This is a genomic window from Millisia brevis NBRC 105863 (assembly GCF_001552615.1).
GTDB lineage: Bacteria > Actinomycetota > Actinomycetes > Mycobacteriales > Mycobacteriaceae > Millisia > Millisia brevis.
In genome coordinates, this window is record NZ_BCRN01000017.1 from 48,732 (window position 1) to 69,455 (window position 20,724).

A 20,724-nucleotide genomic window follows, 5' to 3' on the forward strand; every position below is an offset into this window, starting at 1 on the left:
GACCCGGCGCGCGGGCATCGGGTTATCCCCGGGTTCGCCGGGTAGCGGGGGAACTCCCCGGGGCGGCCGGTTCGTTGTACCCATATCCGGCAGGCCGTCCCGTACGGCTTCTCGAACGTCGCTGCGCGGATTCCTCCGACCCCGAGGACGGGGTCGAAACGGCGGTTGTAGACTGGATACGCGGCTCGTGCGTGCGCGAGCCGACTTCGCGCGTCCGCTGCTCGACCGATGGTCGAGCGCCACAGGTCGCCGGCTGGTCTCCATGGTGCCTCGTATCGGCAGTGTTGTCGCCTCGACAGAGGTGAGATCCCCGATCCGGGCCCGGGAGTCCGACGACCGGCGGACGCCAGGGTTGGCACCGAACCCGGTGTTCAACGAATAACCGGCATCAGAAAGCGAGTTGTACGGCGATGGCAGTCGTAACAATGAAGCAGCTGCTCGAGAGCGGCACCCACTTCGGGCATCAGACCCGACGGTGGAACCCGAAGATGAAGCGGTTCATCATCACCGACCGCAACGGCATCTACATCATCGATCTGCAGCAGACGCTCACCTACATCGACAAGGCGTACGAGTTCGTCAAGGAGACCGTGGCCCACGGCGGCACGATCCTCTTCGTCGGAACCAAGAAGCAGGCGCAGGAATCGATCGCCGAAGAGGCGACCCGCGTCGGTATGCCCTACGTCAACCAGCGGTGGCTGGGCGGCATGCTCACCAACTTCTCCACCGTTCACAAGCGTCTGCAGCGCCTCAAGGAGCTCGAGGCGATGGAGCAGACCGGTGGCTTCGAGGGTCGCACCAAGAAGGAAATCTTGATGCTGACCCGCGAGATGGCCAAGCTCGACCGGACCCTCGGCGGTATCCGCGACATGGCCAAGGTGCCCTCGGCCGTGTGGGTCGTCGACACCAACAAGGAGCACATCGCCGTCGGCGAGGCTCGCAAGCTGAACATCCCGGTCATCGCGATCCTGGATACCAACTGCGACCCGGACGTCGTCGACTACCCGATCCCGGGCAACGACGACGCGATCCGTTCCGCCGCTCTGCTGACCAAGGTCGTCGCTTCCGCGGTGGCCGAGGGCCTGCAGGCGCGTGCCGGCCGGTCGGCGTCCGGCGACGAGAAGCCGGGCGAGGTTGCCGCCGGTGAGCCGCTGGCCGAGTGGGAACTCGAGCAGCTCGCCGCCGCGACCCCGAACGGTTCGGAGGCCACCAACGGGGCCGAGGCCACCAATGGTGCCGAGAGCGTCGAAGCCGAGATCACCGTCCCGGCCGAGCAGGTTGCCGCGCACTGAGCGGCGCATGATCTCACCGGCCCTCGGGTCGGTGGCTCGTTCATTCATCGCGTAGACATCGAGGAGGCTCGCCGAGGATGGCGAACTACACAGCCGCTGACGTCAAGCGGCTTCGGGAGCTGACCGGCTCCGGCATGCTGGCCTGCAAGAACGCTCTTGCGGACAACGACGGCGACTTCGACAAGGCCGTCGAGCAGCTGCGCATCAAGGGCGCGAAGGACGTCGGCAAGCGTGCCGAGCGTTCGACCGCCGAGGGTCTGATCGCGGCCAAGGACGGCGTCCTGGTCGAGATCAACTCCGAGACGGACTTCGTCGCCAAGAACGAGGAGTTCCAGGCCTTCGCCCAGCAGGTCGCCGATATCGCGGCGGTCGAGAAGCCGGCGGATGTCGAGGCGCTCGAGGCGCTGACCTTCGAAGGTGACAAGACCGTCGGCACCGCTCTGCAGGAGCTGTCGGCGAAGATCGGCGAGAAGCTGGTCATCCGTCGCCTGGTCAGCTTCACCGGTCCGGTGGCGATCTACCTGCACAAGCGTAGCTCCGACCTGCCCCCGGCAGTCGGCGTGATCGTCGAATACGAGGGCGCCGGCGACAGTGCCGCCGAGGCCGCTCGTGGTGCCGCGATGCAGGTGGCGGCCCTCAAGGCCACCTACCTGACCCGCGACGACGTGCCTGCCGACATCGTCGAGCAGGAGCGCACCATCGCCGAGAAGACCGCTCGTGAGGAGGGCAAGCCCGAGCAGGCGCTGCCCAAGATCATCGACGGTCGCGTCAACGGGTTCTTCAAGGACGTCGTGCTGCTCGAGCAGTCGTCCGTGCAGGACTCGAAGAAGACGGTCAAGGCGCTTCTCGACGAGGCGGGCGTCAATGTGACCCGCTTCGCGCGTCTCGAGGTCGGCGCGTCCTGACCTCACGGACCCGATGACCCGAACCCCGATGGTGGGTTCGGGTCGGGTCCACCCCGGTCGTGCCGTGTGCCGCCCGTCGGATCATCCGGCCGGGCGGCACACGTCTTTTCCGCGTCTCGGCGGGATCCGGAGTGCAGCCTGCGGTGTAACGGGACCGGATGTGCATCCGGTGGCGTTCCCGGGGCAGGATGGCACCCGCCGGAGTCCGTCGCCGAAGCACTTGTCGAGGAGCGTAAATGACCGAGCCCGTCTCCGATAAGCCCGCCGATACCCCCGGCTACCACCGCGTGCTGCTCAAGCTGGGCGGTGAAATGTTCGGCGGAGGACAGGTGGGACTCGACCCGGACGTCGTGGAGAAGGTCGCCGAGGAGATCGCCGACGTTGTGCGTTCCGGGGTTCAGGTCGCCGTCGTCATCGGTGGTGGCAACTTCTTCCGCGGCGCGGAACTGCAGCAGCGCGGTATGGATCGGGCGCGTTCCGATTACATGGGCATGCTCGGCACGGTCATGAACTGCCTGGCGCTGCAGGACTTCCTGGAGAAGCAGGGCATCAGCACCCGCGTCCAGACCGCGATCACCATGGGTCAGGTCGCCGAGCCCTATCTGCCGCTGCGTGCGCGCCGACACCTGGAGAAGGGGCGCGTGGTGATCTTCGGCGCCGGCGTCGGCATGCCGTTCTTCTCCACCGACACCACCGCCGCACAGCGCGCGCTGGAGATCGGTGCCGAGGTGGTGTTGATGGCCAAGGCGGTCGACGGGGTCTACACCGCCGATCCGCGCCTCGACCCCACCGCGGAGCTGATCGAACGAGTGACCCACCGCGAGGTCCTCGAAAAGGAATTGAAGGTGGCCGATGCGACCGCCTTCAGCTTGTGTATGGACAACGACATGCCGATGGTGGTGTTCAATCTGCTCGTCGAGGGCAATATCGCCCGCGCGGTGTCCGGTGAGAAGATAGGCACCTTGGTGATGTCGTGACCGGCGAATGCCCATCGGACGAGTCGGGCACGGTTACGATGTGCTCGCCTCGTCCGGAGAATACGCCGACCCGACACCGCCCGGACGGCACAAATTGTTGCAAGGAGTGGCAACCGTGATCGATGAGGCATTGTTCGATGCCGAGGAGAAGATGGAGAAGGCCGTCGTCGTGTCGCGCGACGATCTCGGCGCCATCCGCACCGGCCGGGCGAATCCCGGCATGTTCTCCCGGATCACCATCGAGTACTACGGGGCACCGACTCCGATCGTGCAGTTGGCCGGCATCACCGTCCCCGAGGCTCGTCTCGTGGTGATCAAGCCCTACGAGAGCTCCCAGCTGGGGGCCATCGAGACCGCGATCCGCAACTCCGACCTGGGCGTCAACCCCACCAACGACGGATCGCTGATCCGGGTGGCGGTCCCGCAGCTGACCGAGGAACGCCGGCGCGACCTGGTCAAGCAGGCCAAGTCCAAGGGCGAGGACGCGAAGATCGCCATCCGCAACGTCCGTCGCAAGGCGATGGACGAGCTCAAGCGCATCCAGAAGGACGGCGAAGCGGGCGAGGACGAGGTCGGTCGCGCGGAATCCGAGCTCGACAAGACCACCGCCCGCTACGTCTCGCAGATCGATGACCTTGTGAAGCACAAGGAAGCGGAATTGATGGAGGTATGACCTCCGATATCGCGCCGGGCAACTCTCCTGCCGACTCGTTGCCACCGGAATCGCCGTCCGCGCAGAACCCCGACGAGCACGACCCCGACCGGGTCGGCGCCGGGAATCCGACGACGAACGGGAACGCGACCACCGAGGGCGCCTCGGACGCCGAGCAGGCCGCCCAGACCGCCGGCGCGCGTGAGGTCGGCCCCCTCGACGATCGCATCGCCGACGATCGCATCGTCGACGACACCGGCGAACCGGACGCCGAGGAGGCGCCCGAGGACCGCGTGAAGACCTCGCGCGCCGGCCGTGACCTGCCCGCCGCGATCGGTGTCGGCCTCGGCCTCGGGGTCATGATGATCCTGAGCCTGATCTTCCTGCCGATCGTCTTCGTGGCGGTCGCGTCGGTGGCCATCGGTATCGCGACCCTCGAGGTGATCCGGCGGCTGCGGCAGGCCCAGGTGGTCGTGCCGTGGATTCCGCTGCTGGTCGGCGGCCAGGCGATCCTGTGGATGGCCTGGCGATTCGGCGCGATCGGTGCGGTCGGTGCGCTCGGTGCCACCGCGGTGATCACCCTGCTGTGGCGACTGGTGTCCGAAGGTCTGGAGAACCCGCCACAGAACTACCTGCGCGATGTGTCGATCGCGATCTTCGTGCTGGCGTGGATTCCGCTGTTGGCGTCGTTCGCGGTGCTGATGGTCACCCAGCCGCTCGGACCCCAGCGTGTGCTGGTCTTCCTGATCGCGGTGGTCTGCTCCGACGTCGGTGGCTACGTCTCGGGTGTCCTGTTCGGCCGGCATCCGATGGCCCCGGCGATCAGTCCCAAGAAGTCCTGGGAGGGGCTGGCCGGTTCGATGCTGCTGTGCATCATCGGCAGCGTCCTGTCGGTGACCCTGATCCTCGGCGTGCACTCCTTCATCGGCATCGCGCTCGGCGCCGTGGTCGCCCTGAGCGCCACCTTCGGCGACCTGATCGAATCCCAGGTCAAGCGCGACCTGGGCATCAAGGATATGGGCACCATGCTGCCGGGCCACGGCGGTCTGATGGACCGGCTCGACTCGGTGCTGCCGTCGGCCTTCGTGTCCTGGTTGGTCCTCGCGGCGCTGGTCTGAGCCCCGATCGGGCCGGCCTCGTCCGCGCCGGCGGGGGCCGGACGGAGCGGGATCGGCGCCGATTCGGGTCAACCCGGCCGGTCGTGGGACAATCGACCGGTCATGACTGCCGTCGACCTCGTTTTCTCCGCGCCGCGCCGTGGAATGCCGCCCGCACATCTGGCCGATCTGTCCCCGGAGGAGCGGGCTGCCGTCGTGCGCGACCTCGGCCAGCCGGCCTTCCGGGCCAAGCAGGTCGCCCATCACTACTTCTCCCGGCTGACCGCCGATCCGGCCGAGATGACCGATCTGCCGGCCGCCGTCCGCGAGCAGGTCGCCGGGGCGTTGCTGCCCACCTTGCTGACCGAGCTGCGTGCGGTCTCCTGCGACGACGGTGCCACCCGCAAGGCGCTGCTGCGCACCCACGACGGCATGCTGATCGAATCGGTGCTCATGCGCTACTCGGGTCGCACCACGCTGTGTGTCTCGAGTCAGGCCGGCTGCGGGATGGCGTGCCCCTTCTGCGCGACCGGACAGGGCGGCCTGGATCGGAATCTGTCGGCGGGGGAGATCGTCGAGCAGGTGCGCATGGCCGCGGCGACGGTGCGCGATGGCGATCTGCCGGAACCCGCGCACCCGGACGCCGCCTACTCGGCGGGCGACCCGGACGGCGACGACGAGGGGCCCACCGACCAGCAGCCCGGACGGCTCTCCAACATCGTGTTCATGGGCATGGGCGAGCCGCTGGCCAACTACAAGCGTCTGGTGACCGCCATTCGCCGCATCACCGACCCCGCGCCCGGCGGTTTCGGCATCTCCCAGCGATCGGTCACCGTCTCGACCGTCGGCTTGGCCCCGGCGATCCGCAAGCTGGCGGACGAGAACATGTCGGTCCGGCTCGCGGTCTCGCTGCACACCCCGGACGACGAACTGCGCGACACCCTGGTGCCGGTCAACAACCGGTGGTCGATCGATGAGGTGCTCTCCGCCGCCCGCTACTACCTCGATACCTCCGGTCGCCGCGTCTCGATCGAATACGCGCTGATCCGCGACGTCAACGACCAGCCGTGGCGGGCCAAGCTGCTCGCCCGCCGGCTGCGTCAGCATCTCGGGTCCCGCGTCCACGTCAACCTGATCCCGTTGAACCCGACACCGGGTAGCGAATGGGATGCCAGCCCCAAGCCGGTCGAGCGGGAGTTCGTGCGACTGGTCCGCGAGGGCGGGGTGGCGTGCACCGTGCGCGATACCCGCGGCCAGGAGATCGCGGCGGCGTGCGGTCAGCTCGCCGGCGAAGCGCGCACCTGACAGAGCCGCGGTGATCGCGCCGTCTCGATAACGCGGGACCCGGCCGCGCTCGCCCCGAGCGGGGGAGGACGGCCGGGTCCGCGGGCCGGTATCAGAGGGACGGCGCCTCGTGCGGTGCGTAGCTGACCAACGGCCAGCCGCCGGCCGCCAGCCGCGCGGATACCCGCGCGATGTCCTCCGCCGACGGCGACTGAATCACCGTTCGCTGGATCATCCGAGCGATCTCCGCACGGGAGATCGGGTCGTCGCCGGAGGCCGTGTCCAGGACGAGATCGTCGGTGATCGCGCTGATGTCCTCCTCGGTCAGGGAGCGGCGCAGGACACCGAGCAGGGGGAGGTAGTCCTGGCGCGGCACCCCCTCCGGATAGCCCGCCCGCAACCAGTCGAGCACGCGGGTGGTGATCGAACGACTGTCGGTGGTCGCCATGATCGGGGTCCTTCCGTGTCTGCCGGTCGCCGACTACTTGTCGACGACCGTCGGGTATACGTGCTCGAAGCTGACCTGCTTGCCGAAGCCGGAGGCGACCACCACGGTGATCCCGAGGGCGACGAAGAGCACCACCAGGCCGAAGCAGAGGGCGGCGAGCAGGCGACCGATCGGATGCGGCCGGGCGGCGATATCGGCTTCGGCCGAGCCGCCGATCCCGAAGGCGAGCGATCGAACCCCGAGTGCGAACAGGGCCGGTAGACCGGCACCCAGAACCAGGCTCACGAGCAGGACGCGCCAGGAACCGTCGAGCGCGAGTGCGACAGTGTGCATATCGGTGCGACCTTTCAGACGTTCGCCGGGTCGGACGACGACTCGGTCCGGGTGGTGTCGTCCCAGTGGTCGTTGACGTTCTCGTGGCTGACGGGATTGATGCGCGAACGCATGTAGATGTACGTCGCCAGGAGAACCAGGACGGTGAAGACGGCGATCGCTCCGGCAAGACCGCCGAGCAGATGACCGAGCCACCACATCGCCGCACCGACGACGGCGGCGGCGGGCAGGGTGATCAGCCAAGCGGTCGCCATCCGCAGGGCCACACCCCAGCGGACCTCGGCGCCGCGCCGACCGACCCCGGAACCGAGGATCGATCCGGTGGCGACGTGGGTGGTCGACAGGGCGAAGCCCAGATGGCTCGAGGCGAGGATCACCGCCGCCGAACTCGATTCCGCCGCCATGCCCTGCGGCGGCGAGATCTCCACCAGTCCCTTGCCGAGGGTGCGGATGACACGCCAGCCGCCGATATAGGTGCCGAGTGCGATCGCCGTCGCGCAGCAAACCTTCACCCAGACGGGGATGTTGGTGGTGTCGCTCCAGTGGCCGGACGCGATCAGGGCCAGGGTGATCACACCCATCGTCTTCTGTGCGTCGTTGGTGCCGTGTGCGAGGGAGACCAGGGAAGCGGAACCGATCTGCCCCCACCGGAAACCGGTATCGGTGAAGCGTGCCGCGACACCGGCGGTGATCCGGTACACCAACCAGGTGCCGACCATCGCGACGACGCCGGCGATGATCGGGCTGGCCAGGGCGGGCAGGATCACCTTGCCGATCACCCCGTCGAGGTGGGTACCGTCGCCGTTCCAGTTGACCCCGTGGATGCCCATGGCGGCGATCGCGGCGCCGATCAGGCCGCCGAAGAGCGCATGCGAGGAACTGGACGGCAGGCCGAGCAACCAGGTCAACAGATTCCAGGTGACACCGCCGCAGAGCCCGGCCAGCACGATCAGCAGTAGCGCATAACCGTTGTCGGCCAGCAGTTCCGGCCGGGGGCTGCCGTCGGAGGACTGGATGTTGATCACGGCGTTGGTGACCGTCAGGGCCACCTCGACCGACAGGAACGCGCCCACGAGGTTCAGGACCGCGGACAGGGCCACCGCGACCTTCGGTTTCAGGGCGCCGGTGGCGATCGAGGTCGCCATCGCATTGGCCGTGTCGTGGAAGCCGTTGGTGAAATCGAAACCCAAGGCGGTCACGACCACGAGCGCCAGAATGATGAATTCGGGACTCACGGGATCAACGCTCCACCCGATACCGGACCCCGCGATAGAGTCGGCTCCCGCTGTTCACCAGCTATTCGAGCCGGTGATACTTCCGTCCGGTCGGATCATCCTGTATGTCCCGGTTGCCCGATGTCGGCCGCCCAACTCGGATGTGTCCCAACGCAAACCGACCCGCAGGCGTGCGCCTGCGGGTCGATGCGGAACGTGCGAGCGGGTCAGCCCTTGCGGCGGCGACGCAGCCAGTCGATCCCGATGAACCCGACGATGCTGAGCGCGAACCCGATCAGGTACAGATCCTCGATACGGCTCTCGTGATTGCCGATCATCATCACGAGCAGGAACAGCGCGGTCACGAATCCGGCGATGCGGAAGAAGGTGTGGTTCTCGCCGCTCCAACCCCACTCGGTGGAGGGCACGTCGGCGGCGTCGGCCTTCCAGCCGAGGGGACGCGGGGACCGGGGTTCGGTGTCTGCACCGGACATGGCGGACCTTCCTGTCGCCGGGGCGGTGCCGGACACCGCCGAGGTTCTGTCGGGACCATCGTGGCATACGACAGTGCGTCGTAACGACTCGGCGCGATATTCGGCGCGTGCCGAGCGCCATCGGCGGCCCGTCCGGGCCCGGTCGTGGTCGCCGCGGGCGGGTCGGCCTGCACAATGGGCGATGTGAACGTGGGCGATGTGAACGCCGGCACCTCCCGGCACGCCGGTGCGACGGACCGGATCCGGGTGGTCGTCCTGGGCAGCACCGGCTCGATCGGTACGCAGGCCATCGACGTGATCGCCGCCAACCCGGATCGATTCGAGCTGGTCGGCCTGGCTGCGGGCGGATCCCGTCCCGACGAATTGGCCGATCAGGCGAAGCGCTTCGGTGTGCTCGACGTCGCGGTCGGCGATGCGGACGGTGGACGACGGGTCCGCGACGCGCTCGACGGCTCGTCGACACGGGTGCGCACCGGACGCGACGCGATCCGTGAACTGGTCGAGGAGATCCCGGCGGACGTCGTGCTCAACGCCCTCGTCGGTGCGATGGGACTCGAGCCGACGCTCGCCGCGCTGCGGTCGGGTGCTCGGCTGGCGCTGGCGAACAAGGAGTCGCTGGTCGCGGGCGGTCCCCTGGTTCTCGACGCGGCCCAACCGGGCCAGATCGTTCCGGTCGACTCCGAGCACTCCGCGCTCGCCCAGTGCCTCTGGGCCGGTCGCAGCGAGGAGATCGCTCGGCTGGTGCTGACCGCCTCGGGGGGCCCCTTCCGCGGGTGGACCGCCGAGCGGCTCGAGGACGTCACCCCCGAGATGGCCGGCGCCCATCCGACCTGGTCGATGGGCCCGATGAATACCCTCAACTCGGCCACGCTGGTCAACAAGGGCCTCGAACTGATCGAGGCGAATCTGCTGTTCGGTATCCCCTACGACCGGATCGACGTGACCGTGCACCCGCAGTCGATCGTGCACTCGATGGTCACCTTCACCGACGGCTCGACGATCGCCCAGGCCAGCCCGCCGGATATGCGGCTGCCGATCTCGTTGGCGTTGGGCTGGCCCGACCGGGTGGCCGGCACCTCGACCCCCTGCGACTTCACCACCGCCGCTCGCTGGGACTTCGAGCCGCTCGACGGCGCGGTCTTCCCGGCGGTCGATCTCGCTCGCCTGGCCGGAACCGTCGGCGGCAGCCTTCCCGCCGTCTACAACGCCGCCAACGAGATCGCCGCCGAGGCCTTCCTCGACGAGCGGATCGCCTTCCCGCGCATCGTCGAGATCGTCGCGGAGATCGTCGACCGGGGCCGCGAGGAATGGTCGGTGCGGCCGCGTACCGTGGACGACGCACTCGCCGCAGACGCATGGGCCCGCGCCCGAGCCGGTGAGCTCGTCGACAGAAAGGCGCGTGCCACGCGATGATGTTCGTCCTCGGCGTGACCCTCTTCGCGGTCGGAATCGCCCTGTCGATCGCGCTGCACGAGGCCGGCCACATGTGGACCGCGCGCGCCCTGGGGATGAAGGTGCGCCGCTTCTACATCGGCTTCGGCCCGAAGGTGCTGTCCTTCCGGCGCGGCGAGACCGAGTACGGCCTCAAGGCGATCCCGGCCGGCGGTTTCTGCGATATCGCCGGGATGACCCCGCTCGACGAACTGGCCCCCGACGAACACGAACGGGCGATGTACCGGCAGGCCACCTGGAAGCGCGTGGTCGTCATGGTCGGCGGCATCGCGATGAACATCGTGCTCGGCTTCGTGCTGGTCTGGGTCCTGGCGGTCGGGTGGGGTCTGCCCGACCGGGACGCGCCGACCCGCATGGTCGTCGAGACCACCCAATGCGCCGGCGACAGCCAGGCCCGCGACGGCCAGATCTCCGCGTGCACCGGCCCCGGACCGGCCGGGTTGGCCGGCATCCGGTCGGGGGATCAGATCCTGGCGATCAACGGCGTCGACACCCCGAACTTCGGCGACGTCATCGAGGCGGTCCGCCCGCTGCAGGGCACCGCGCAGGTCACCGTCGAACGCGACGGACAGCAGATCACCGTGCCGGTGGCCGTCCAGCAGGTCTCCCGCTGGATCGTCGACCGCAGCGTGAGCGACGAGCCGCAGCTGCAGACGATCGGCGTGATCGGCGTGGTCGCCAAGTCGTTCCCCAATATCCAATACGGACCGATCCAGGCGATCCCGGCGGCGGTGGCGTTCACCGGCGATATGGCGGTCGAGACCGTCAAGGCGATCGTCACCCTGCCGACCAAGGTCGTCGGGCTGTGGAACGCGATCTTCGGCGGGGCCGAGCGAGCCGAGGACACCCCGATCAGCGTGGTCGGGGCCAGCGTGATCGGCGGTCAGGCGGCCGAGCGGGGGCTCTGGGAGGTCTTCGTCGGGCTGCTCGCCGCGCTCAACTACTTCCTCGCGGTGTTCAACATGCTCCCGTTGCTGCCGCTCGACGGAGGTCACATCGCGGTCACCCTCTACGAGAAGGTGCGCAATACCTTCCGCGTGCGGCGCGGCCGGGCGATCGGCGAGCCGGTCGACTACCTCAAGCTGCTGCCGGCGACCTACGTGGTCATGCTGGTCGGCGGGGCGTTCATGGTGCTGACCCTCACCGCCGACATCGTCAACCCCCTGCAGGTTTTCCGCTGATCGACGCCGTCGCGAGCCGCCGGCCGGTGCCCTCGTGACGGCATGCCGAACCGAGGGCGAGCGGCGGTGTCCGAGAACGGGACTAGAATCGGGCAAGTGACTGGTTCCGTAGGACTGGGACTGCCGGGAGTACCGGCGCCCACACTCGCTCCGCGCCGCCGTACCCGCCAGCTGATGGTGGGGAATGTCGGAGTCGGCAGCGACCACCCCATCCCGGTGCAATCGATGACCACCACCCCCACCCACGACATCAACGCGACCCTGCAGCAGATCGCGGAGTTGACCGCGTCGGGCTGCGACATCGTACGTGTGGCCTGCCCGCGGCAGGAGGACGCCGACGCCCTGGTCGCGATCGCCGCCAAGAGCCAGATCCCGGTGATCGCCGATATCCACTTCCAACCGCGCTATATCTTCGCCGCGATCGACGCCGGCTGCGCCGCGGTGCGGGTCAATCCCGGCAACATCAAGGAATTCGATGGCCGCGTCGGTGAGGTCGCCAAGGCCGCCGGCGCCGCCGGCATCCCGATTCGCATCGGTGTCAACGCCGGCTCGCTCGACAAGCGGATGATGGACAAGTACGGCAAAGCCACGCCCGAGGCGCTGGTCGAGTCGGCGCTCTGGGAAGCCTCGCTCTTCGAGGAGCACGGCTTCGGCGACATCAAGATCTCGGTCAAGCACAACGACCCGGTGGTCATGGTCGAGGCCTACCGGCAGCTCGCCGCACAGAGCGACTACCCCCTGCACCTCGGCGTCACCGAGGCCGGTCCGTCCTTTCAGGGCACGATCAAGTCGGCCGTCGCCTTCGGCGCGCTGTTGTCCGAGGGCATCGGCGACACGATCCGCGTCTCGCTGTCCGCCCCGCCGGCCGAGGAGATCAAGGTCGGCGACCAGATCCTGCAGTCGCTGAATCTGCGGCCGCGCAAGCTCGAGATCGTCTCCTGCCCGTCCTGCGGCCGCGCCCAGGTCGATGTCTACACCTTGGCCAACGAGGTCACCGCCGGCCTCGAGGGGATGGAGATCCCGCTGCGCGTCGCGGTGATGGGATGTGTCGTCAACGGACCGGGCGAGGCCCGCGAAGCCGATCTCGGTGTCGCATCCGGCAACGGCAGGGGTCAGATCTTCGTCAAGGGCAAGGTCATCAAGACCGTTCCCGAAGCACAGATCGTCGAGACCCTGATCGAGGAAGCGATGCGGATCGCCGAGGAGTCCGACCCGGACACGGCAAGCGGATCGCCGGTCGTCACGGTCGGGTGACCCGGACTGGGCTGATCGGCCACGAAGCGACGCCGGCCGGCGCCCGAACGTGGGACAGTTGCCAACACGGGCCGGCCGTGTCGACCGCCGGTATCGCATGTCGCGTCCACACGGGAGGCGACCGAATCGGGCGAGGAGTGCGGCGATGCTGAAGATGCCCAGCATGCGGGCGCACGGCGTTCGCACTCTCGGGGGACGGGATGTCCCCGAGGTGCTGCGGGTCCTCGACGCCGACCCGGTCGCGGCGTGCATGATCGCCGCGCGGGTGGAGGAGATCGGCCTCGACGCCCGACTGCTGCACGGCCAACTGTGGGCGCGGGGTGCGACCAAGTCCTCGCTCTGCTTCTCCGGTGCCAATCTGGTCCCGCTGAGCGGCGGGCCCGATGATGTGCGAGCCTTCGCCGACCGCGCGGCGCGACTGCCGCGGGTCTGCTCCTCGCTGGTCGGGCGGGCCGAGCTGACCCTTCCGCTCTGGGAGGAACTGCAAGCGGACTGGGGCCCGCCGCGCGAGGTGCGCGCCGAGCAGCCACTGCTGGCGGTCACCCATGTCCCGGATCACCTGATCGACCGCGACGTGCGACAGGTGCGCCCGCACGAGATCAACGCCTACTTCCCGGTCGCGGTCGCGATGTTCCGGGAGGAGGTCGGCGTCGACCCCCTGGCCGGTGACGGTGGCGTGGGCTATCGGCGCCGGATCGCGAACCTGATCGACGCGGGGCGCGCCTACGCCCGCTTCGACGGCGAACGGGTGATATTCAAGGCCGAGGTCGGCTCGATGTCACGGGCCGTCGGACAGATCCAGGGCGTCTGGGTCGCGCCCGACCTGCGCAGCCACGGCCTGGGGACCGGGGGAACCGCGGCGGTCGCGGCCATGGTCAACGCCGGCGGCCGCATCGCCAGCCTCTACGTCAACAGCTTCAACACCCCGGCCCGGCGGGCCTATGCGCGCATCGGATTCCGCCGCGTCGGCACCTTCACCACCGTCCTGCTCGACTGACCGTCCGGCCGGGCGGTACGAGCCGTTCGGGACCTCCGGTGTATCGGTCTGCTTGCTCCGGGCGATCGGCCGCGCCTACACTGGTGGTGCCCGAGACCCTTTAGTCGAGGGAAGTGACCCCGCAGCCATCCGGACGGTTGGTGAGCGGGGTTTCGCGCGTTCAGGGGTCGACTCGGATCGTCTCTCCCACGATCGGCGCGATGCGCGCCCTCCACCCGGGCTTCCTGGTCGCCAGACACCAGGCCACCGCGTCGGGAATGCGCAGCAGCGGCTCCGCCGCGGCGCGCGCATGCGCATAGTTCGGCGCGGTCGCGGCGTGCGCCCGGCGGGCGCCGTGCAGGATCCGCAGATCCGCGGCCAACAGGCTGTCGTCCTGCTCGACGACCATCCGATGGGCGCCGATGGCGGCGGTGAAGTGGATGCGATCCTGACCCGGCAGAATCAGGGCCCGGATGCTCTTCCGGCAGATCGCAAACGTGGCCGGCGTACCGATAGCCGTCGCCAACAGCAGCCCGTCCTGCTTGGTTTCGTCGACGAAGGCGTGCATCGCGAGCGTTGAGTATTGCTGCCGAAACCGACATGTTCGGGCGCCCGCGTTAGCGTCGTGGGATGCAGCCGAACAGTGCCATCGATGCCTCGCGCCTCGCGATGGAGTCCGAGCCGGTCGTCGCGGAGCAGACGGTTGCGGGGGAGCCGCGAACCGCGGCGACGGCGTTGACCTCCTTCGGCGGATTCGAGGTCGGGGTGTGGGAGATGACCGCCGGCGTCATGCGCGATGTCGAGGCCGACGAGATCTTCGTCGTACTGTCGGGCCGCGCGACGGTCACCTTCGACGATGGCACCCCGACGCTGGACCTGTCCGGCGGCGATGTCGTGCGGCTCGCCGCCGGCGCGCACACCGTGTGGACGGTCACCGAGACCCTCCGCAAGGTGTACATCACGTAGCGGCCCCCTGCGGTCGCGTCGATCCGGCCGCACCCCGGGTCGGCGAATTGCCGTCCGCTGCGGCGGGGCACGGGGGAGCGGCTGCTCGCAGCACATAGTCTCTGGTCGTGATGCCCGGCTCGCGACGACATCTCCCGCCCCGCGGGTGGATCGCGGCCGGGTTGATCCTGCTTCTCGTCTCGATCACCGGTTGCTCCGCGCCACCGACCGGTCCCGAGGCCGCGGTGATCGACTTCGTCGCGGCGGTCGGATCCGGCGATATCGACGCCGCCGCCGGCCTGACCGATCGACCCGACCTGGCCGCCCCCACGATCCGTTCGGTCCACGACGGCCTGCAGGCGACCGGTCTGACCGTCGAGACCGGTGCCGTGCGGATCTCCGGGGACTCGGCCACCGTCGACTACACCTACACCTGGACGTTGTCGGCGAACCGGCAGTGGACCTACGAGGGGCAGCTGCCGCTGGCCCGGCGCGGTGGGCAGTGGGTGCTGCGGTGGAGCCCGTCGGATCTGCACCCCTCGCTCGGCAGCGACCAGACCCTCGAACTGCGCCTGATCGAGGCCTCCCGCGCCCGGGTCAACGAAAACGGCGGCAGCGATGTGCTCGTACCCGGTCGGGTGATGCGCATCACCTGGTCCGCCGAGGGGGTCGACGACACCGTCGGCGCCGTCCGCGATCTGGTCGACCTGCTGCGTCCCGCGACCACCCCGAGCCCGCAGGCGATCGTCGAGGCCGCCACCGGCTCGGGCAACCCGGTGACCATCGCGCAACTCGACCAGGCGACCTACGACGCCAAGCGCGACCAACTCGACCGCATCCCCGGGGTGTCGGTGGTCGAACTCGCCGACCTGGTCACCGTCGACCCGACCTTCGCCCCCGACCTGATCAGCCGGGTGCGGTCCGCGGTGATCGACCGCGTCGACGGCACCGCCGGGTGGCGGGTGGTTCAGCGCACCGCCGACGGTGCGGTCGTGTCGGTGCTGACCGAAACCCCGCCGCAGCCGGTGCCCTCGTTCTCGGTCACCCTCGACCGCGCGGTCCAGGTCGCCGCCCAGAACGCGGTCAATGCGACCGACCTGCAGGCGATGATCGTCGTGCTGCAGCCGTCGACCGGCGCGATCCTCGCCGTCGCCCAGAATCCCGCCGCCGACCGCGACGGTCCGGTCGCGCTGACCGGGCAGTATCCGCCGGGCTCGACCTTCAAGATCATCACCGCCGGGGCGGCGATCGAGGCGGGACTGGCCGGGCCCGATTCGCCGGTGCCCTGCCCGGGCGTCCTGGCGATCGGCGAACGCGCCGTACCGAACTACAACGGCTTCTCGCTCGGCACCGTGTCGATGGAGACCGCGTTCGCCCGCTCCTGCAACACCACCTTCGCCCACCTGGCCTCCCAGCTCCCCGACGACGGGCTCACCCGGGCGGCCGCACAATTCGGGATCGGCCCCTCCTACGACATCCTCGGGGTGCCGAACGCGGGCGGATCGGTGCCGGCGGCGGCGACGATCGAGCAGCGCGCCGAGGACGGCTTCGGTCAGGGGCGCGTGGTGGTCTCCACCTTCGGCATGGCGTTGGCCGCCGCCACCGTCGCCAACGGGGTCACCCCGGTGCCGCACCTGCTGGTCGGTGCCGACACCGCGGTGACCGGCGACCGCACCGATATCGAACCGGTGGCGGTCGACGGACTGCGCCGCATGATGCGGGCGGTGATCGTCGGCGGCACCGCCGGACGGATTTCCGATCAGGGTGATGTGCACGGCAAAACCGGTGAGGCGGAGGTCCCGGACGGATCGCATGCCTGGTTCGTCGGCTACCGCGGCGACGTCGCCTTCGCCACCCTCGTCGTGCGCGGCGGCAGCTCGGACAATGCGGTCGCCGTCACCCGGGCGATGTTCGACGCGCTGCCCGCCGGTTACGGCACGTAGGCGGCTGCCGGCGGGAACAGGGGCGGCGCTCCACCTGGAGCGGTATGCCGATCGGCCGGTCGTAGGATGGCCTGATGAGTGTTCGCAGTGTCCTGACGCCGGGTGAGGTCTCGCCCATGCTGGCCGTACCCAACCGCATCGAGCGCCCGGAGTACGTCGGCCGCAAGACCGCCCGCGAGGGCAGCGAACCGCACGTCCAGACACCCGACGTCATCGAGCGGATGCGAGTCGCCTCCCGCATCGCCGCGCGGGCCCTGCAGGCGGCGGGCGAGGCGGTCGCCCCCGGTGTGACGACCGAGGAACTCGACCGGATCGCCCACGAGTACATGGTCGCCCACGGTGCCTACCCGTCGACCCTGGGCTACAAGGGATTCACCAAGTCCAGCTGCACCTCGCTCAACGAGGTGATCTGCCACGGCATCCCCGACTCGACCGTCATGCAGGACGGCGACATCGTCAACATCGACGTCACCGCCTATATCGACGGCGTCCACGGCGACACCAACGCGACCTTCCTCGTCGGCGACGTCTCCGAGGAGGTGCGTCTGCTGGTCGAGCGCACCCGGGAGGCGACCATGCGTGCGATCAAGGCGGTCAAGCCCGGCCGCGCGCTCAACATCGTCGGCCGGGTCATCGAGGCCTACGCCGACCGCTTCGGCTACGGCGTCGTACGCGACTTCACCGGACACGGCATCGGCACCACCTTCCACAACGGTCTGATCGTCCTGCACTACGACGAGCCGTCGGTCGAGACCATCATCGAGCCCGGCATGACCTTCACCATCGAGCCGATGATCACCCTCGGCGGTATCGACTGGGATATGTGGGACGACGGCTGGACCGTGGTGACCCGCGACCGCTCCTGGACCGCGCAGTTCGAGCACACCCTGGTGGTCACCGATACCGGCGCCGAAATCCTCACCCTGCCCTGAGCGGGGACGACCCTCGGATGAGCGGCCGCCTCGCCGATGCGCTCCTGGTGGCCGGAACCACCTCGGACGCCGGTAAGTCCACGATCGTCGCCGGATTGTGCCGAGCGCTGCGTCGGCGGGGCATCGACGTCGCGCCGTTCAAGGCGCAGAACATGTCGAACAACTCCGCCGTCGCGCTGGACGGCGGCGAGATCGGCCGCGCCCAGGCCCTCCAGGCCTACGCCTGCGGGCTCGACCCGATCACGGCGTTCAATCCCATTCTGCTGAAACCGGGTTCGGACCACCGCTCGCAGGTGATCGTCCGCGGACATCCGGCCGGGACGATCGGCGGCGCCGACTACCGTTCGCGGCGAAGGGAACTGGCCGCGGTGGCCGTCGACGCCTTGGCGGGTCTGCGCCGCGCGCACGAGGTGGTGCTCTGTGAAGGTGCCGGATCGCCGGCCGAAATCAACCTGCGCGAGGGCGATATCGCCAATATGGGTCTGGCCCGCGCGGCCGATATGCCGGTGCTGGTGGTCGGCGATATCGACCGCGGGGGAGTGCTCGCGCACTTCCACGGCACGGTCGCGGTCCTCGAACCGGAGGATCAGCGGCTGATCGGCGGATTCGTGGTCAACAAATTTCGCGGTGACCGCGCCCTGCTGCAGCCCGGCCTCGACATGGTCACCGAACGCACCGGCCGACGCGTCCTCGGCGTCGTCGGCTACGACCCGACCGTGGCGATGGACGTCGAGGACTCGCTCAACGTGCCGGTCGAATCGACCGTCGGCACCCCGGCGCCGGCCCTGGGCGCGGGCCCGCTGCGGGTCGCGGCGATCCGCCTGCCGCGGATCTCCAATTCCACGGACGTCGAGGCGCTCGCCTGCGAACCGGGTGTCGAGGTGCGCTGGACGGCCGACCCGGCGATCGTGCGCGACGCGCACCTGGTCGTCCTGCCGGGCACCAAGTCGACCGTCGACGACCTCGCCTGGCTGCGCGCCGCGGGCCTGGCGAGCGCTCTCGAACAGCGGGTGGCCGCGCGCCGGCCCCTGTTCGCGATCTGCGGGGGCTACCAGATGCTGGCCCGCCGCATCGTCGACGACGTCGAATCCGGGCGGGGCGCCGTCGAGGGCCTCGGATTGCTCGACCTCGACATCGCCTTCCATCCGGTCAAGACCGTGCGACGGGTCGCCGGGGTCGCGGACGGCGCACGGGTGACCGGCTACGAGATCCACCACGGTGCGGTGGTCCGCACGGCCGAGGCGCCGCTGCTGACCGACGACCGGTACGGCCCCGAGGGCTCCCGACGGGACGCGGTCGTCGGGACCCACTGGCACGGATTGCTCGAGTCGGACGGCTTTCGCCGGGCGCTGCTGCGCGAGGTGGTGGCGTTGACCGGACCGAGCGGTTTCATCGTCGCCGGCGACACCTCGGCCGTCGAGGTCCGCGACCGACGCCTCGACCGCCTTGCCGACCTGGTCGAGGCCGGTCTGGATGTCGACGCGGTGCTGAGGATCGCCCGCGGCGGCCCCCCGCACGTTCCGACGTTGTTCACCCGATTGCAGTGGTAGCGCCCCGGCGTCGCGACGGCGACGAGTAGGGTTGGTCGATATGCCGACGAGCAGCGTCGATACCCCCGACGGTCCGGTCGAGGTCGCCGTCGACGGTCCCGAATCCCGCCATTTGGTGGTGATCGTTCCGGATATCGGGGAGCAGCCCGACGACTACGCCGCGCTCTGCGCGCGCCTCCACCAGTCCGATTTGCGCACCGCAATCCTCGAGACGCAGTCCAAGCCGACCCCGGACATGGTGACCGCCGTGCTGGAGACGTTCACCGGGTGGGCCAACCTCGTCGGCCACGGGACCGGCGCGGAGGCGGCCTGGTGGGTCGGCGCGACCACCTTCGGTCGGGTGCGCAGTCTGATCGCGATCGACCGCGGCCATCCCGGCGCGGACTCCGGCTGTCCGGCTATCGAGGTCCCGACGACGGTCATCGCCGTCGGCGCGGCGAACGTGGCCGCGGCTCGGGCGAGCGGCCCCAAGGTATACAGCGAATTCCGGTTGGTCGAACTCGCCGACACCGACGCCCCGATCCGCCGCTATCCCGCCGAACTGGCCAGCGAGATCGCCCTGCGGAGCAGCACATGGTAGGCCCGCACCACCTCCCGGGTCGGCGGCGCCCGATCACTCCCGCGGAGCTGTAGGTGCTCGACCGTCCGACGGTGTTCGGTCGATCGGAAGCGGCATGGCGATTCGGTATCGAGTTCGAATACCTCCTGGTCACCGCGCAGACCGGTGCGGTTCGCGACTTCACCGACCTCGACTTCGCCACGCTGACGGCGGCTCTGGCCGACCCGCCGGGCCGCACCGACCCCAGCCTGGAAACCGGTGACCTCGGCATCAAGTCCGGCTATTGGTACCTCGAGGGTGACGAACGCTTCGACCCGACCGGGCATCTGACCGACCTGCTGGTCAAAGGGGTGGAGATCCGCACCCCTCCGCGACCGACGATCGCCGCGGCGATCGACAGCCTCACCGACGTCGAGACGCAGTTGCTGTCCCGCCTGGCGCGCGCCGGGCTCGGCGCCGGGATCGTCGGGCACAACCCGCGCACCGATCGGTACCGGCTCGATCCGCCGTTGAACGACTGGGAGATTCGGATGCGCGAGGAGCATCCGGAGTACGCGCTCGCCGAGGTCTCCAATGTCACCTACGGCCCCGACCTCAACCTGTCGTATACCCCCGCGGATGACGACGCCGCCCGCCGGATCGCGCGGCGCCTCACCTACTACAGCCCCTACCTGGTGCCCTTCTCGTTCAGCTCACCGTTCCGGTCCGGGCAGGTGTGGTCCGGGCCGTCGATCCGCACCCACATCCGCACCGGGCCGCGCGCCGCGGTCCGGGTCTACCTCGACGGCGCGGACGGCACCCCGCCCCTCGAGGTGCCCGCACGATCGGCGAGCGAACGTGGGCGGATCGAGTTCAAGGCCTTCGACGCGATCCCCGCCCTGGACCTGATGGCGGCGCTGTTCGCCCTGGTCGCGGGTATCGCCCTGGCCGACGACCTGCCCGGCCGGGCGGCGGTACCGGACCGGGAACTGCACCGGGTCGCCGGCGCCGAAGGATGGTCGGATCCGCGGATCGTCGCCGGCGCCGCCGAGATGCTGGACGCCGCCCGGGCGGCATTGGCATCCGATGACGAGTTGCGTTGTGCCGTAACCGACCTGGAGGTCCTCGTTCGGCTGCTCGCCGAACGGATCACCCCGGCGGATCTGTTGGTGGACCACTACCGGCGCGCCGGGACCATGTACATCCCCGCGCCGATCCCCAAGCGGCTCTTCGACATCTGACCCGCGCCGCCCGGAC

At 69.3% G+C, this 20,724-nt stretch carries 21 protein-coding genes; 16 read left to right on the top strand and 5 right to left on the bottom strand.

Annotated features, from left to right (window positions below; genetic code table 11):
• Positions 1 to 410: 410 nt before the first annotated feature.
• The 6 genes from rpsB to rlmN all read left to right on the top strand — a co-directional run bounded on the left by rpsB (position 411) and on the right by rlmN (position 6,228).
• Complete coding sequence (gene rpsB, locus MB1_RS20435; RefSeq protein ID WP_066911867.1) at positions 411 to 1,292, top strand: 30S ribosomal protein S2; 882 nt, start codon at positions 411 to 413, stop codon at positions 1,290 to 1,292.
• A gap of 77 nt (positions 1,293 to 1,369) precedes the next feature.
• Positions 1,370 to 2,197 carry a translation elongation factor Ts gene (gene tsf, locus MB1_RS20440; protein WP_066911870.1) on the top strand — a complete coding sequence of 276 codons (828 nt, stop codon included), beginning with the start codon at positions 1,370 to 1,372 and terminating at the stop codon, positions 2,195 to 2,197.
• A gap of 236 nt (positions 2,198 to 2,433) precedes the next feature.
• The gene (gene pyrH / locus MB1_RS20445) at positions 2,434 to 3,174 is read left to right on the top strand and encodes a UMP kinase (RefSeq protein WP_066911873.1); all 741 of its coding nucleotides are present in this window, start codon (positions 2,434 to 2,436) and stop codon (positions 3,172 to 3,174) included.
• A gap of 115 nt (positions 3,175 to 3,289) precedes the next feature.
• Entirely contained in the window at positions 3,290 to 3,847 is a 558-nt protein-coding gene (gene frr, locus MB1_RS20450; RefSeq protein WP_066912037.1) for a ribosome recycling factor, read from the top strand.
• A complete protein-coding gene (locus tag MB1_RS20455; RefSeq protein ID WP_084352323.1) occupies positions 3,844 to 4,944 on the top strand; it encodes a phosphatidate cytidylyltransferase in 1,101 nt (366 codons plus the stop codon). Before frr ends, MB1_RS20455 begins: the two co-directional genes overlap by 4 nt.
• Positions 4,945 to 5,046: 102 nt before the next feature.
• Positions 5,047 to 6,228 (top strand): 23S rRNA (adenine(2503)-C(2))-methyltransferase RlmN, encoded by a 1,182-nt coding sequence (rlmN, locus tag MB1_RS20460; protein WP_066911875.1) that lies wholly within the window; start codon positions 5,047 to 5,049, stop codon positions 6,226 to 6,228.
• 91 nt (positions 6,229 to 6,319) lie between these two features.
• Here the strand turns inward: rlmN and MB1_RS20465 are convergent, their stop codons facing one another.
• From MB1_RS20465 to MB1_RS20480, 4 genes are all read right to left on the bottom strand, one after another.
• A complete protein-coding gene (locus tag MB1_RS20465; protein ID WP_066911880.1) occupies positions 6,320 to 6,655 on the bottom strand; it encodes a DUF3349 domain-containing protein in 336 nt (111 codons plus the stop codon).
• A gap of 33 nt (positions 6,656 to 6,688) precedes the next feature.
• Positions 6,689 to 6,988: a hypothetical protein gene (locus MB1_RS20470; protein ID WP_066911885.1), complete on the bottom strand. Its 300-nt coding sequence runs from the start codon at positions 6,986 to 6,988 to the stop codon at positions 6,689 to 6,691.
• A 14-nt stretch (positions 6,989 to 7,002) separates the two neighbouring features.
• Complete coding sequence (locus MB1_RS20475; protein WP_066911889.1) at positions 7,003 to 8,223, bottom strand: inorganic phosphate transporter; 1,221 nt, start codon at positions 8,221 to 8,223, stop codon at positions 7,003 to 7,005.
• Between the two features lie 206 nt (positions 8,224 to 8,429).
• On the bottom strand, positions 8,430 to 8,696 hold the full coding sequence (locus tag MB1_RS20480) for a DUF2631 domain-containing protein (protein WP_066911892.1): 267 nt from the start codon (positions 8,694 to 8,696) through the stop codon (positions 8,430 to 8,432).
• Between the two features lie 174 nt (positions 8,697 to 8,870).
• Here MB1_RS20480 and dxr point away from each other — a divergent pair, with 174 nt between their 5' ends.
• From dxr to MB1_RS20500, 4 genes are all read left to right on the top strand, one after another.
• Positions 8,871 to 10,109 carry a 1-deoxy-D-xylulose-5-phosphate reductoisomerase gene (dxr, locus tag MB1_RS20485; RefSeq protein ID WP_066912043.1) on the top strand — a complete coding sequence of 413 codons (1,239 nt, stop codon included), beginning with the start codon at positions 8,871 to 8,873 and terminating at the stop codon, positions 10,107 to 10,109.
• Positions 10,106 to 11,329: a M50 family metallopeptidase gene (locus tag MB1_RS20490; protein WP_066911899.1), complete on the top strand. Its 1,224-nt coding sequence runs from the start codon at positions 10,106 to 10,108 to the stop codon at positions 11,327 to 11,329. The genes dxr and MB1_RS20490 overlap by 4 nt, the downstream gene beginning before the upstream one ends.
• 96 nt (positions 11,330 to 11,425) lie before the next feature.
• Positions 11,426 to 12,583, top strand: a complete 1,158-nt coding sequence (gene ispG, locus MB1_RS20495) for a flavodoxin-dependent (E)-4-hydroxy-3-methylbut-2-enyl-diphosphate synthase (protein ID WP_066911902.1) — start codon at positions 11,426 to 11,428, stop codon at positions 12,581 to 12,583.
• A gap of 145 nt (positions 12,584 to 12,728) precedes the next feature.
• Positions 12,729 to 13,580: a GNAT family N-acetyltransferase gene (locus MB1_RS20500; RefSeq protein ID WP_439646966.1), complete on the top strand. Its 852-nt coding sequence runs from the start codon at positions 12,729 to 12,731 to the stop codon at positions 13,578 to 13,580.
• Between the two features lie 160 nt (positions 13,581 to 13,740).
• Here the strand turns inward: MB1_RS20500 and MB1_RS20505 are convergent, their stop codons facing one another.
• The gene (locus MB1_RS20505) at positions 13,741 to 14,127 is read right to left on the bottom strand and encodes a hypothetical protein (RefSeq protein WP_066911905.1); all 387 of its coding nucleotides are present in this window, start codon (positions 14,125 to 14,127) and stop codon (positions 13,741 to 13,743) included.
• Between the two features lie 62 nt (positions 14,128 to 14,189).
• Here MB1_RS20505 and MB1_RS20510 point away from each other — a divergent pair, with 62 nt between their 5' ends.
• The 6 genes from MB1_RS20510 to MB1_RS20535 all read left to right on the top strand — a co-directional run bounded on the left by MB1_RS20510 (position 14,190) and on the right by MB1_RS20535 (position 20,708).
• Positions 14,190 to 14,525, top strand: a complete 336-nt coding sequence (locus tag MB1_RS20510; protein ID WP_066911908.1) for a cupin domain-containing protein — start codon at positions 14,190 to 14,192, stop codon at positions 14,523 to 14,525.
• A 110-nt stretch (positions 14,526 to 14,635) separates the two neighbouring features.
• A complete protein-coding gene (locus MB1_RS20515; RefSeq protein ID WP_066911911.1) occupies positions 14,636 to 16,447 on the top strand; it encodes a penicillin-binding transpeptidase domain-containing protein in 1,812 nt (603 codons plus the stop codon).
• Between the two features lie 74 nt (positions 16,448 to 16,521).
• Positions 16,522 to 17,379, top strand: a complete 858-nt coding sequence (gene map, locus MB1_RS20520) for a type I methionyl aminopeptidase (RefSeq protein ID WP_066911914.1) — start codon at positions 16,522 to 16,524, stop codon at positions 17,377 to 17,379.
• Between the two features lie 17 nt (positions 17,380 to 17,396).
• Positions 17,397 to 18,929 carry a cobyric acid synthase gene (locus MB1_RS20525; protein WP_066911916.1) on the top strand — a complete coding sequence of 511 codons (1,533 nt, stop codon included), beginning with the start codon at positions 17,397 to 17,399 and terminating at the stop codon, positions 18,927 to 18,929.
• Positions 18,930 to 18,969: 40 nt separating this feature from the next.
• Positions 18,970 to 19,509, top strand: coding sequence for a hypothetical protein (locus MB1_RS20530; protein WP_066911920.1), 540 nt, complete (start codon positions 18,970 to 18,972; stop codon positions 19,507 to 19,509).
• 53 nt (positions 19,510 to 19,562) lie between these two features.
• Complete coding sequence (locus tag MB1_RS20535) at positions 19,563 to 20,708, top strand: glutamate-cysteine ligase family protein (protein WP_066911927.1); 1,146 nt, start codon at positions 19,563 to 19,565, stop codon at positions 20,706 to 20,708.
• Positions 20,709 to 20,724 lie beyond the last annotated feature (16 nt).